The sequence below is a fragment of the Achromobacter sp. NPDC058515 genome, from assembly GCF_042721735.1.
Lineage (GTDB): Bacteria > Pseudomonadota > Gammaproteobacteria > Burkholderiales > Burkholderiaceae_B > Achromobacter.
The window spans coordinates 1-13,272 of the sequence record NZ_JBHXNI010000027.1 but is presented as its reverse complement, the minus strand read 5'-3'; the positions used below and the strand labels follow the sequence as shown (position 1 = coordinate 13,272).

The following is a 13,272-nucleotide window of genomic DNA, read 5'->3' as shown; positions in this document are numbered from 1 at the left end:
GCGGCCAGGCTACAAGTCCGTCGTGTCCAGCGTGAAGGCCGCGGCGGCGCGGCCGATGCGGTCGTTGACCGCGTGCCAGTCGTCGGTGGCGGGCGGCGCCTGCACGATGATGCGCGCGTAGCCCTGCCCGTCCAGGTCGCGCAGCAGTCCGTACAGGGCCTGCGCATAGCGCGCCGGATCCGCCGGCACCGGCTGCCATTGCACGCGGGCATCGGTCGCCGCGGGCCGTTCGCCGTAAGCGACCACCACCACCTTGCCTTCGGGCAGGTTGCGTCCCTGCACGACGTCTTGCAGGCGCTCGCCGCAGGCCAGCTCGAGCGGCGTGCGCGGCGCGTAGTGCGCCTTCAGCGTGCCCGAGGCGCGCGGCGCGGCGGCGTCGGGCGCGAACACCTGCACGCCCAGCACGGCTTCGATCTGCGCGGCGCTGATGTGGCCGGGGCGCAGCAGCACGGGGCCGGCGCCGCGGTCCAGGCGCGACAGGTCAAGAATCGTGGACTCGATGCCGACTTCCGAGGCGCCGCCTTCCAGCACCGGCATGCCGGCCGCGACTTCCTCGGGAAACTCGCTGCGGACATGCTCGGCGCGCGTGGGGGACACCTGGCCGAACTTGTTGGCCGACGGGGCGGCTACCCCGCCCTGCCCGTTCGGCTTGCCTGCCGCAAACGCCGCCAGCAGCGCCTGCGCCACCGGATGGGAGGGGCAGCGGATGCCGATGCTGTCCTGCCCGCCGCTCACCGTGTCGACGATGTGCGGCGCGCGCTTCAGGATCAGGGTCAGGGGGCCGGGCCAGAACGCGTCGATCAGCAGGCGCGCCTCTGGCGGCACCTGCGCCGCCCAGTACGACACGTCGCCTTGCGGCGCGATGTGCACGATGACGGGATGGTTCGAAGGCCGGCCCTTGGCCGCGTAGATCTTGGCCACCGCTTGCGGGTTTTCCGCGTCCGCGCCCAGGCCGTAGACGGTCTCGGTGGGAAAGGCGGCCAGTTCGCCGTCCAGCATGCGCTGCGCGGCGAGGGCGATCTCCGCGGCGCTGGCGGAATCAGGCGGGGGCAAGGACATCGGATCGTCGCGGCTTATTCAGGCGCTTGCATGCCCAGCGCCGCCGCCACGCGGGCAGCGTCGTCGCGGGCCTGCTGCAGGGTGGCCGCCACGATCGTGACGTGGCCCATCTTGCGGCTGCGGCGCGCCTCGCGCTTGCCGTACAGATGCAGCTTGGCCGTGGGCACGGCCAGCGCGGCGGCCCAGTCGGGTTCGCGCTGGGTGGCGGCGGCATCGGACGCATACCAGATGTCGCCCAGGATGTTCAGCATGACGGCGGGCGCCAGCAGGTCCGAGCTGCCCAGGGGCAGGCCGGCCATGGCGCGCGCCTGCTGCTCGAACTGGCTGGTGACGCAGGCGTCCATCGTGTAGTGGCCGCTGTTGTGCGGGCGCGGCGCGATCTCGTTGACGATCAGGCCGCCGTCCTGAAGCACGAAGAACTCCACGCACAGCACGCCGTGGTAGCCCAGGCCTTGCGCAATGGCTTGCGCCGCCTCGGTCGCGCGGGCCTGCCGTTCGGCGTGGGCCGCGTCCTGCAGGACGGGCGCGGCGGTGGACACCGCCAGGATGCCGTCGCGATGCACGTTGCGCGCCACGGGGAACACCACGGTCGCGCCGTCGAAGCCGCGCGCGATGACCACCGAGATTTCATAGTCCAGCGGCATCAGCGCTTCCAGCACGCAAGCCACGCCGCCGAATTCGGCGAAAGCGGCCAGCGCTTCTTCGCGCGTGCCGATGCGGGCCTGGCCCTTGCCGTCGTAGCCCAGGCGGGCGACTTTCAGGATGCCGGGAAACAAGGCGTCCGGCGCGGCGCGCAGGTCGGCCTCGCTGCGGATGGCGGCATGCGGCGCGACCGGAATGCCTTGCGAGGCGATGAAGGTCTTTTCGGCGATGCGGTCCTGCACGATGGCGACGGCATCGGCCGCGGGGCTGACGCGGCAGCGGGCCGCCAGGGCGCGCAGGCTGTCCGCGGGCACGTTCTCGAATTCGGTCGTGACGGCCTGACAGGTCTGGGCCAGGCGGGCGAGCCCGGCCTCGTCGTCATAGGCGGCCTGGATATGCATGTCCGCGACCATGCCCGCCGGGCATTCCGCGGCCGGGTCCAGCACCGCGACCTTGTAGCCCAGGCTTTGCGCCGCGTGGCAGAACATGCGGCCCAGTTGGCCGCCGCCCAGCAAACCCAGCCAGCCGCCGGGGGCAATCGTGAAAGCAGTAGATTGAGTCATTCGGATCAGGCCTCGGGCGGAACCTTCATGTCGCGCGCGGCTTGCGTCTGGCGGGCGCGGAACGCCACCAGCTTCTTGTGCAAGCCGGCATCGGTGCCCGCCAGGGTGGCGATCACGTGCAGGGCCGCATTGGCCGCGCCCGCCTCGCCGATGGCAAACGTCGCCACCGGCACGCCTTTGGGCATCTGCACGATGGACAGCAGCGAGTCTTCGCCGCGCAGGTACTTGGACGGGACCGGGACGCCGAACACCGGCACTTCGGTCAGGGCCGCCATCATGCCCGGCAGGTGGGCCGCGCCGCCTGCGCCGGCGATGATGCCGCGCAGGCCGCGCTCGTGCGCCGCGGCGCCGTATTCGGCCATGTCCTGCGGCATGCGGTGCGCGGAGATCACGCGGGCCTCATAGGCCACGCCGAAGTCCTCCAGCATGGTCACCGCGTGCTTCATGACCTCCCAATCGCTGGAAGAACCCATAATCACGCCCACCACGGGGGTGGCCTCTGCCGCTGCGGAAGTCTTGGCTGTCATAACCGGTGTCAAAGAGTTGAGACCGCGGCGCAAGGGCCGCGGAATGTCAAAGGACCGCGGAACCAGGCCGCGAAACCCGGTATTTTACCCGGCGCGGGCGTCCCCCTACGGCGCGGCCGCGGTTCCCAGCAAAAGATAGCTCTCGGGATTGTCCGGGCAGGGCCCGAAACCGCATTCCAGCGTGGTGCTGCCGACGTTGGCCAGCGCGGTGATGAAAAACAGGGCCATGACCATCATGCCCAGCGCCGACACGGGCTTTTTCAGCATGCTGTCGCCCCATTTGCGGTCGGCGGACAGCATCAGCACGCAAAACACGATGATGGCCGAAAAAGCGATGAACGCCCAGGTATAGAAATGCAGGCCCAGGAATGGCGTGCCGTAGCCCGGATCGCCCGGCGCGATATGCAGCAGCACCTGCCGGCCCGAGGCCACCATGCCGCCCAACGAGGCCGCGATGCTCATCGCATAGTGCATCGGAGACGGCCCCAGCCGCATGTTCAGCAAAAAGCCCACCCCGGCCAGGATGAGCGCGACGCGCTGCAGCAGGCACAGGGGGCACGGCAGCTCGTCATAAACGAACTGCCAGGCGAAGGCCATGCAGAGGATGGCGCTGACGCCCAGCAGGGCCAGGCCGTTCAGGATGCGGGAGCCGCGCGCGGGGTTGCGGGAGAAGATCATCGCCGCGCTTTACAACGACAGCGCCAGCGGGCTGGTCATGTGATATTGGCACCAGGCGGCGAATATCGCGAGGGTGAGCAGCCAGAACGTCACGCAGGGGCGGCGTCTTCCCAGCATCCCGAACCACACTGCGACCATTCCGGTCAGGAAAGGCAACATCATTACCATGCGGAGCTCCTCTCGACTTACGTCCCGAATAAAGCAGCCGACGAGTATAGCGTAACAATCCGAAATAATTACTATCGAAAGCCCTGACTTTTTGCTTCTCGGACCAGTCCTGGGGCAAAAAAAACCCGCTCGGCAGAGCGGGTTTTTCTTGGAAGGCCGGCGATCAGGCGATCAGGCGATCCAGGGCTTCGCGGTACTTGGCGGCCGTCTTTTCCAGCACGTCCTGCGGCAGGCGCGGCGCGGGCGGCGTCTTGTCCCAGGTCTGGGTTTCCAGCCAGTCGCGCACGAACTGCTTGTCGAACGACGGGGGGCTGATGCCCACGCGGTAGCCGTCGGCGGGCCAGAAGCGCGACGAGTCGGGCGTCAGCACTTCGTCCATCAGGTGCAGCGTGCCGTCATCGTCCAGGCCGAATTCGAACTTGGTGTCGGCGATGATGATGCCCTTGGTGGCGGCGAACCTGGCGGCCTCGGCGTACAGCTTGAGCGTGACGTCGCGGATGCGCTCGGCCATTTCCTGGCCGACTTCCTTGACCACGTGCGCGAAGTCCACGTTCTCGTCGTGCATGCCGAATTCGGCCTTCGCGGCGGGCGTGAAGATGGGTTCGGGCAGCTGGCTGGCCTGTTGCAGGCCGGCGGGCAGCTTGATGCCGCAGACGGCGCCGGTGGCCTGGTAGTCCTTCCAGCCGGAGCCGATCAGGTAGCCGCGGGCAACCGCTTCCACCAGGATCGGCTTCAGGCGCTTGACCACGACCGCGCGGCCGCGCACCTGGTCGACTTCGTCCGGCGCCACCACGTCTTCAGGCTTCACGCCCGTGGAGTGGTTCGGCAGGATGTGGCCCAGCTTCTGCAACCAGAATTCGGTCAGCTCGGTCAGCACCTGTCCCTTGCCGGGAATGGGGTCGTCAAGGATCACATCGAAGGCGGAGATGCGATCCGACGCGACGATCAGCAACTTGTCGTCGCCGACCGCGTACATATCGCGCACCTTACCGCGGCCCAGCAGCGGCAAGGACTTGATGCTGGATTCATGCAAAGCAGAAGTCACGGGAATGGCCTATGGCAAAAATGAACATTCCCGCCGCGGGCAAACGCCAGGGCGGGAAGTAGAACGAAATCGGACACTGTGCGAGGGCGGCACCGGGGCGCGGACCCTGCAAAGCGCATAGATTACTGCAAATAAGTTCGCCTTGCCGGTGGCCGGGGGCCGGGTTAGGCTCTCTTTCCCAACACACTATTCGCGCCGGCCGCCCCAGGCGTCACGGCGCTGACCACTGCCGGAGACAGAGTCGTATGCAGGATGCTTCCCCCAAACGCACGCCCCACGCCGACGCCCAGGTGCACATGACCGGCGGATGCCAGTGCGGCGCCGTGCGCTACGCCGTCACCGACGAGCCGCTCACGGCCGCCACCTGTCATTGCCGGGACTGCCAGTATTCCAGCGGCGGCGCCCCGGCCCACGCCCTGATCTTTCCGGCCGGCGCCGTCACGCTGCTGCGCGGGCAGGCCAAGGAGCACCGCTACAAGGGAGAGTCCGGCCACACGGTCATGCGCAGCTTCTGCGCCGCCTGTGGCACGCCGCTGTTCGGCAACTCGGAAGGCATGGGCTACGAGGTGGTGCGCGCCGGCTCCCTCGACGACCCGGAAGCCTTCCACGCCCAGGCCAGCCTGTGGACGGATTCCGCCCCTTCGTGGCATCACGTGGATCGCACGGTGCCGCACTTTCCGAAGAACGGGCCGGCGCAGTAGCGCGGCAAGGGGCAGCCCTCGCTGAGCATGCGCTGGGGCGTGTGGAAATATCGCCGGGATGTGGCGTCGTTTTGCCGTTGGCGCGCAAACGGCTTTGCGCGGCTGAATCCTTGAGTCAGGAACCTTCTACGAGGAAAAGTCTGAGGGCTGAAAAGCGTCACTGATCGAGGCGCTCGCCATTCAGCCGCATGACCGGCGTGCGCTTCTCCACGAAACCGCAGAGTTCGTCGATTTCCTTGGGGAAGGCGGTGTAAGGCACGTCGTATTCGATGACCTCGGCCAGGCTGTCGGGAAATGTCATGCATACCAGCCAGAGGAGCTTGGCGGGCACGAGCAATGGCGACCATCGCTTTCCTTTTGGGGTGGAGAGGTCGCGACGAAACTTGGCCGCCCAGTCTCGATAGACGCGCAGGAAGGTCTGCCCGCGCGAAAGACGCGGTGGCACCGGAGGTGGCTTGGGAAGTGCCTCTGGACCTTCGCCCATGAAGATCTGCAGGTAGTCCCAAAGCTGCCTGGCCGACTCGCCGTTGTCGCGCCAGCCCAGGTTGCCGCAAGAAACACAGATCTCTTTTGGAGGAGTCTGATCCCAATCGACGCCGATCAGATACAAAGGATGGCGACTGGTGTAACCGGCCTGGCTCACGATGGGGATATAGCCCGCCATGGCTTCCAAGTCATCCCAGTCCAGACTCATCAAATGCTCGTCGCGGGGCGGGACGAAATAGAGCTTGCGTGTGCGGCGGTTGATACGGATGAAACCGCCGCGGAAGCGGCCAAAGAGGTTTCGCGTGCATAGGTACATTACGCCACCGAATGCGGCCATAAGCCATGGGAAGAGCAACAGGATTAACCAGAGATCTAGAGGAAGTGCCGACGGTATGACAGCCCAAGCTGCTGCAGAAATTCCTGCCCCCATCACGAATAGCACCCCAACGCTACTGGCGTACACATTGCGCACCAGATTTCCATAGGGTTCCAACTCCACGCACCGATCATTCACTCGACGCACGCCTAACGCTTGGCCGACAAACCAACTCTCAGTTGGTACCAACCTGCGATCAGGCTGCTCACGAGAAAACCGTGTCGCGCCAATCAGAAGATTGCTTGGTAGTCGCTTGACCAGATCGGTAATATTCTTCATTTCGGAGACCTCACGGGCGCAAGTTTTACAGGGTCAATAGAGTCGGAGAACAAGCTTGATGAAGTGAAAACCAGCGCAGCTGGCGCGCCTGGTTGTTCCAGTCCAATCTCCGGTAGCCGTTGTGGGTCAGGTTGATAGAAGTACTTCAATTCGACTTGTGCATCCTTATGCATGCCGATGCGCCAGCCTCGCTTGATTCCATACCCATCATCGGTCATTGGACCGATTGCACACTACGTATCAAGGCTTCAACCAACACGCCGTCGCGGCCAGGAACTTTCAATACGAGGAAAAGCCTGAGGGCTGAAAAGCGTCACTGATCGAGGCGCTCGCCATTCAGCCGCATGACCGGCGTGCGCTTCTCCACGAAACCGCAGAGTTCGTCGATTTCCTCGGGGAAAGCGGTGTAAGGCACGTCGTATTCGATGACCTCGGCCAGGCTGTCGGGAAAGGTCATGCATACCAGCCAGAGGAGCTTGGCGGGCACGAGCAATGGCGACCATCGCTTTCCTTTTGGGGTGGAGAGGTCGCGACGAAACTTGGCCGCCCAGTCTCGATAGACGCGCAGGAAGGTCTGCCCGCGCGAAAGACGCGGTGGCACCGGAGGTGGCTTGGGAAGTGCCTCTGGACCTTCGGCCATGAAGATCTGCAGGTAGTCCCAAAGCTGCCTGGCCGACTCGCCGTTGTCGCGCCAGCCCAGGTTGCCGCAAGAAACACAGATCTCTTTTGGAGGAGTCTGATCCCAATCGACGCCGATCAGATACAAAGGATGGCGACTGGTGTAACCGGCCTGGCTCACGATGGGGATATAGCCCGCCATGGCTTCCAAGTCATCCCAGTCCAGACTCATCAAATGCTCGTCGCGGGGCGTGACGAAATAGAGCTTGCGTGTGCGGCGGTTGATACGGATGAAACCGCCACGGAAGCGGCCAAAGAGGTTTCGCGTGCACAGGTACATTAGAACAGCAATTGCGACTGCTACAGCCGATGCCACCAAGGGATACAAAACGAGTCGCCAGGACATTGGCTCGGAAACGATACTTAATCCGGCGATGGAAATACCGGTTGCCATCACCATAGATATGCCGATTCCACTGGCGTACACATTACGTACCAGATTTCCATAAGGCTCCAATTCCACACACTGGTCGTTCATTCGACGCACGCCTAACGCTTGACCAACAAGCGAAGTCTCCGTTGGCATCGCGCTGCGATCGGGATGCTCCCGAGAAAACCGTGTCGCGCCAATCAGAAGATTACGTGGCAGTCGCTTGAGCAGATCGGTAGTATTCTTCATTTCGAAGGGCCTTACAGGCGCAAGTTTTGCAGGGTCAATAGAGTCGGAGAACAAGCTTGAGGAAGTGAAAACCAGCGCACCTGGTTGCTCCAGTCCAATCTCCGGTAGCCGTTGTGGGTCAGGCGAAACCGCAGAGTTCGTCGATTTCCTTGGGGAAAGCGGTGTAAGGCACGTCGTACTCGATGACCTCGGCCAGGCTGTCGGGAAAGGTCATGCATACCAGCCAGAGGAGCTTGGCGGGCACGAGCAATGGCGACCATCGCTTTCCTTTTGGGGTGGAGAGCTCGCGACGAAACTTGGCCGCCCAGTCTCGATAGACGCGCAGGAAGGTCTGCCCGCGCGAAAGACGCGGTGGCACCGGAGGTGGCTTGGGAAGTGCCTCTGGACCTTCGCCCATGAAGATCTGCAGGTAGTCCCAAAGCTGCCTGGCCGACTCGCCGTTGTCGCGCCAGCCCAGGTTGCCGCAAGAAACACAGATCTCTTTTGGAGGAGTCTGATCCCAATCGACGCCGATCAGATACAAGGGATGGCGACTGGTGTAACCGGCTTGGCTCACGATGGGGATATAGCCCGCCATGGCTTCCAAGTCATCCCAGTCCAGACTCATCATATGTTCGTCGCGGGGCGTGACAAAATAGAGCTTGCGTGTGCGGCGGTTGATACGGATGAAACCGCCGCGGAAGCGGCCAAAGATGTTTCGGGTGCATAGGTAAGCTATGGACGCAATGGCAACACCGATCCACGGCACGGTAAAAATCAATACCCAACCGGTTCGCCCCGGAGGGTTATTCGGCGTTAAGACAATTGCTATCAGGGCCATTAGCAAGGAAATGCCGATAGCCATTACTATGGATATGCCAATGCCACTCGCATACACATTGCGAACATTATTGCCGTACGATTCAAGCTCGAGACAATGGTCGCTCAGACGACGCACCCCTAAATCCACCAAGACGTTGTCTGGCTGTATGGACTTGAGATCGGGCTGGTCATGAGAAAATCGAGTTGCGCCGATCAAAAAGCTGCGTGGCAATCGCTGGGCCAGATCAGAAACGTTCTTCATTTTGGAGACCTTACGGGCACAAGTTTTTCAGGGCCAATAGAGTCGGAGAACAAGCTTGATGAAGTGAAAACCAGCGCAGCTGGCGCGCCTGGTTGCTCCAGTCCAATCTCCGGTAGCCGTTGTGGGTCAGGTTGATAGAAGTACTTCAACTCGACTTGTGCATCCTTATGCATGCCGATGCGCCAGCTTCGCTCGATTCCATACCCATCGGTCAACGGACCGATGACATACTGCGTATCAACGTTGACGCTGGTCCCTGGTGTACTCAGCGCGCTGGCGGCGTCAATCCTATCCAGGGGTTTGCCGCGCAGCGTGACGCGCAGATCTGATTGGAAGTCATCCTGCGCGGCCATCGCCGGCATCGTGCAGCGCAGGCGCAGGGTGCCGGCGATGCCGCCCGCTGACTCCCATTTAGGACTAATGCGTGGGCTGTATTGAAGACTATGCCAAGCCTGCAGTTCCTGAGCCAATGTATAGCGCGGTGCCGTCGCACCCCAGGCTGTATGTCTGAGCCAAATCTCAACCGGATTGTGCTGCGCCTCGTCCGATTGAACCGTGAAATAGAACAGGGCACCCGTCGCCAGCACAGCTATTACCGCCCATCCCGCAGGCGTTAAACCGAGCACAGCGACCGCTTCGCCGCCGCCTGCGAGCGTGGCAAGCGTCGCCGAGCCGCCCGCGCCAGTGGCAACGGCCAGCAAGCCACCGGACAGCGCCGAGTACAGATACATGCGCGCTTGCTCCGGGTTGGCGTCGCTGCTGGCGTTTGCCGCGCGGACCAGATCAGCAACTACCAGCAACCCAGCGGCGGTGGCCCCTGCCACCGTGGCTCCCCATTTCACTCCGAAGACCTTAACGCTATACGCCAGCGCTTCTTTACCTCGACGAGCCACGACAGTCGAGACAACTAGGGTTGTCGCTTCTATCGAAGCACCCACAAGCGCAGCGCCCGCGCCAAGGAAAGCTGTCCAATTAGAAACGCTATAAGTATCCTTTCTTAATTCTCCTGTGGCATTGCGCATCCCCCATATCGCCAGCCCAGCACCAATACCCGTAAACACCGCCCCGGCGGGCCCCTGCATCCGCTTCAGGTTGCGCAACAGAGGATTGCCTTTGGGGTCCATAGGCTTCGGTTGACCAGTCACGGTAGTCGTGCCGATGGTTTCCCATTCCCAAATTTCGGCATTTGCAGACGGTGGTGTGCCCGTGGGATAGCCGCGGGAGCTTTCTGGCAATGGCGGAACCCCGCGAGGCCAGCGCGCGTAGACCTCAGGCCCGAACGCCAGGTATCCCTGCAACTCCAGGCTATAGGACAAGTATTGTTGCGACGTAACCATGCGTCGCCCGATCACGATCCCAAAGCGCTGCTCGGCGACATGGCGCAGGCGTCTGACCTGGACCTCCGCTATCTGCACGGGTGCGCTGGCAAGATGGGGCCACAGCAGCCTGGACAGCAGATCGGTGACGATGGTCCCGGGGCGTTCGTCAAGAACCTTGTCCACCGCATCGAACATGCCTTTGGCGATCGTGAGCGGCCGTTCCAGCCGCATCATCAAAGGCTTGCCGCCGCCACCGAGCGCGCGCCATATCGGGCTGACACCGGGACTCGCCTCGATATGCCTGGCCAGTTCCTTGAGCCCGTCGTCAGTGTGGACGGCGGCGCCGAAGCAGTGGAGCACGGCCATCTCGTAGTCGCCGGCGTTTCGCGCGCAGTCCAGATCGAAAAGGCTCAGCGCCCGGCCGAACAATCCCGTCGCGTTCACCAATCGAAGCCAGGACACCACATCGGCCCCGGCTTTCTGGATCATCGACTGGAAGGTCTGCACCTTTTCCTCGTAGGCGGGCTTGAATGCGCGAGCCCCCTTGAGATCCACCAGCGCTTGCTGCCTTGCCAATGCCGTGCGCGCTTCAGGTGTCCTGCTGGACGCCTCTGCATGTTTGAAATAGCCGTCAATCAGTCCGGCACTATGCAGTTTGTGCTTGCTCTGCGCCTGATAGTCATCGCGCTTCTTGACCTCCGCCGAGCAAAGATAGTTGAGTTCGCTGACCACGCCTAGCGGGTCTTGCAGCACGACCGCCAGCGGTACGATGTCCTTGCGCGGGAGCAAGGCGACATATAGGTCACCGATCACGCGAGTAACATCCGGGTAGGTCTTCTCCGGGGATATCTCGCTCCATGCGTAATAGGTCGGCACCCCATTGAGCGTAGGCAGCAATAGCTCCGGCGTCGCGTGTGTCAGCAGAACGCCACTGAATGCATGTGGCTGTGCAATGCCGCCAGTCGGCGTGACCTGCGTCGCAAGCTTGTCGCGCAACCCGTCCGCGTTCGTCTCGATCCTCCAGAGCGTGGCGTGCGTGAGAACCGTGTCGCTCACGAACAGATAGACGGGGCCGTCCTTGGCATCCGCAGGCGCCAGGAGATGAGGCCTTGCCCCGACCGTGTCCGGCCTCGACAGCCTGCCAGGCGCCAAATCATCATAATCCTCCTGAGTCCACCAGATACTGGCGAAGCGAATATCTGGCGTGACCTGGTAGTGCTTGGTCCACATTCGCCCACTCTGGAAATAACAGAGGTAGACATAGGTGCCGGGTCTCAACACACGCAGGCCATAGGCCTTTCCACCGATCAGATCGGGATATCCCTTCGTCGTCAGCGTGGGATAGACCGCGTCTTTGTAGCGTTTATCGGCAATGCCGTAGCGCAGCGGGTAGAGCGGCACGCCATGCTCGCACGGTGGTGGTGAAATGGCCTTTCCCACCTGTTTGGCGCTGGGGTGCGGGGGTTGCAAGGCTTTGGGGCATTGTGCGGCAGTAACGGTCATGTTGCCGATCCTGGGGCATTGGCATCGACGGTCTGGCGCAGACGGTCCTCAAGCGCGTACATGCGCTGCAGTCCCGCGACCTGATGCTGGGACAGGTGCATGCGCAGCACGGCGTCCATCATGAAGGGCGCTTGCGGATAGGCCAGCCGCAGCGCCATGTAATGGCGCACATCGCGTTCCAGGCCGACCGCGATTCTTTCTGCTTCTTCGGCAAAAGTGGTCAGTTGCCGAGATAGTTCCAGCTGATTGGCGGGTCCGCCCCACCTGGGATCGCGGCGCGAAAAATGGCGCACGCTGTCGCGCATGAACCAAGCCTTGCTCGCGTGATCGAGCGCGCTTTCCTCGCTGGCCGTCAGTGTGAAATATCGATCTGGCGCCAAAGACGGCGCTGGCGCATGAGCGTTTCTCGCCTGTAGCCATTGCGCGCCCTGATCTTCCGGACCACGCCACACCAGAGCCTGAATCGGCCCAAGCAACTCAGCGAGGCGAATGGCCGGCAGCGCTTCGCAAAGCTCTTCGAGGTGGCGCGCCGCGCCGAGACTAAAGCTCACGGGCAATCCATCGGCGGCGATCAATTGATGCAATCTCTGGAGGTGACCGAGCAATTCAGGTCCGTGGTCCCCGACCCGCAGAATCACACCCGCTTGCGGCCCCCAGCCAAAGAGAAATTGCTCAAGCAATGCGTCATCCAGCTGCACGAGCATCGGCCCTCGACGGTATCCAGGATGCTGGTATTCCAGGTCCGTGCCGCGCCAGACCCACTGATGATCAAAGCGTCGTGTAATGGCCCTTACCTCGGCTTCCAGATTCTCGTTGTGAGCCCCATTCAACCAGAGCCATGGACGAGGACCTTGTTGCAACGCGGGCCATTCCGGCGCTGCAATCTCCTCCACCACGCGCCTGGAACAATCGGGATAGGGGAATGTGGAACTGGCGAGCATCGTCATTCTCCCTTGCCGCAGGGGCATGGCTTGCGCGGGCATATGCCGTCGGGGCGCATGGCGCACAATCGGTCCAATGCCTGGTCGGGGTGGGGGGAGCCATTCATCGAGATTGCGCTCGCCCCGCCGCCTTGTTGGCTCAGGGGCCCCTTGATCTTGATGGCTATTCCTTCCAAGGTAATACCTGAACCGTCAATGGTGATCGAGCCGCCCGGCCCCTTGAGAGCAACCATGTCCGCGGCCTGCAACGCATAGCGCTGCGTCTTGCGCTCTATCGTCTGCCCGGCCTCCAGGCGATGGTGGCCCTGCACCGTCTGTTCCACATAGCCGCCAATTTCGATCCAATGATTGGCGGTAGTCTTGTCGCGCCGGTTGTTGCCGACGTCTTCGGTACGATCCTTGGCCGTATGAATGGTGTGGTTGCGCGCTATCGTCAGGAAATCGTCCTGGGCGATCGTGTGGCGGCGGTCATGGCCAATGTTGACCTGCTCGTCGTTACCCACCGTCTCCTTGCGGTCGTGTCCGATGGCAATTGTCTCGTCGTGCTGGACCTGCTCGCTGCGGTCGTTGCCCACAAACGTGGTCTCGTTGTGGTTGACATGGATGTTCTGGTCTTTCTGCGCAT

At 62.7% G+C, this 13,272-nt stretch carries 13 protein-coding genes; 1 reads left to right on the top strand and 12 read right to left on the bottom strand.

Annotation, left to right across the window (positions count from 1 at the left end):
* Nucleotides 1-9 precede the first annotated feature (9 nt).
* The 6 genes from ACFWP0_RS29015 to ACFWP0_RS28990 all read right to left on the bottom strand — a co-directional run bounded on the left by ACFWP0_RS29015 (nt 10) and on the right by ACFWP0_RS28990 (nt 4,682).
* Nucleotides 10-1,059, bottom strand: coding sequence for an L-threonylcarbamoyladenylate synthase (locus tag ACFWP0_RS29015; RefSeq protein ID WP_377848134.1), 1,050 nt, complete (start codon nt 1,057-1,059; stop codon nt 10-12).
* Between the two features lie 14 nt (nt 1,060-1,073).
* Nucleotides 1,074-2,264: a 5-(carboxyamino)imidazole ribonucleotide synthase gene (locus ACFWP0_RS29010; RefSeq protein WP_377848133.1), complete on the bottom strand. Its 1,191-nt coding sequence runs from the start codon at nt 2,262-2,264 to the stop codon at nt 1,074-1,076.
* A 5-nt stretch (nt 2,265-2,269) separates the two neighbouring features.
* Nucleotides 2,270-2,791 carry a 5-(carboxyamino)imidazole ribonucleotide mutase gene (gene purE / locus ACFWP0_RS29005; RefSeq protein WP_006222798.1) on the bottom strand — a complete coding sequence of 174 codons (522 nt, stop codon included), beginning with the start codon at nt 2,789-2,791 and terminating at the stop codon, nt 2,270-2,272.
* Nucleotides 2,792-2,896: 105 nt separating this feature from the next.
* Nucleotides 2,897-3,469 (bottom strand): disulfide bond formation protein B, encoded by a 573-nt coding sequence (locus tag ACFWP0_RS29000; RefSeq protein ID WP_377848131.1) that lies wholly within the window; start codon nt 3,467-3,469, stop codon nt 2,897-2,899.
* A 9-nt stretch (nt 3,470-3,478) separates the two neighbouring features.
* Nucleotides 3,479-3,637, bottom strand: coding sequence for a DUF5993 family protein (locus tag ACFWP0_RS28995; protein WP_377848130.1), 159 nt, complete (start codon nt 3,635-3,637; stop codon nt 3,479-3,481).
* Between the two features lie 163 nt (nt 3,638-3,800).
* Nucleotides 3,801-4,682: a phosphoribosylaminoimidazolesuccinocarboxamide synthase gene (locus tag ACFWP0_RS28990; RefSeq protein ID WP_377848128.1), complete on the bottom strand. Its 882-nt coding sequence runs from the start codon at nt 4,680-4,682 to the stop codon at nt 3,801-3,803.
* Between the two features lie 245 nt (nt 4,683-4,927).
* Here ACFWP0_RS28990 and ACFWP0_RS28985 point away from each other — a divergent pair, with 245 nt between their 5' ends.
* The gene (locus ACFWP0_RS28985) at nt 4,928-5,383 is read left to right on the top strand and encodes a GFA family protein (RefSeq protein WP_377848127.1); all 456 of its coding nucleotides are present in this window, start codon (nt 4,928-4,930) and stop codon (nt 5,381-5,383) included.
* Between the two features lie 157 nt (nt 5,384-5,540).
* Here ACFWP0_RS28985 and ACFWP0_RS28980 read toward each other — a convergent pair whose 3' ends face one another.
* The 6 genes from ACFWP0_RS28980 to ACFWP0_RS28955 form a co-directional block, all read right to left on the bottom strand.
* Nucleotides 5,541-6,524 (bottom strand): DUF6708 domain-containing protein, encoded by a 984-nt coding sequence (locus tag ACFWP0_RS28980; protein WP_377848125.1) that lies wholly within the window; start codon nt 6,522-6,524, stop codon nt 5,541-5,543.
* 313 nt (nt 6,525-6,837) lie between these two features.
* Nucleotides 6,838-7,821, bottom strand: coding sequence for a DUF6708 domain-containing protein (locus tag ACFWP0_RS28975; RefSeq protein ID WP_377848124.1), 984 nt, complete (start codon nt 7,819-7,821; stop codon nt 6,838-6,840).
* A 118-nt stretch (nt 7,822-7,939) separates the two neighbouring features.
* Entirely contained in the window at nt 7,940-8,884 is a 945-nt protein-coding gene (locus ACFWP0_RS28970) for a DUF6708 domain-containing protein (RefSeq protein WP_377848122.1), read from the bottom strand.
* A complete protein-coding gene (locus ACFWP0_RS28965) occupies nt 8,881-11,706 on the bottom strand; it encodes a toxin VasX (RefSeq protein ID WP_377848121.1) in 2,826 nt (941 codons plus the stop codon). The genes ACFWP0_RS28970 and ACFWP0_RS28965 overlap by 4 nt, the downstream gene beginning before the upstream one ends.
* Nucleotides 11,703-12,653 (bottom strand): DUF4123 domain-containing protein, encoded by a 951-nt coding sequence (locus ACFWP0_RS28960; protein ID WP_377848119.1) that lies wholly within the window; start codon nt 12,651-12,653, stop codon nt 11,703-11,705. Before ACFWP0_RS28960 ends, ACFWP0_RS28965 begins: the two co-directional genes overlap by 4 nt.
* Nucleotides 12,650-13,272: Rhs element Vgr protein (locus tag ACFWP0_RS28955; RefSeq protein ID WP_377848118.1), on the bottom strand; the 623-nt coding region annotated here is incomplete at its 5' end. The genes ACFWP0_RS28960 and ACFWP0_RS28955, both read right to left, overlap by 4 nt.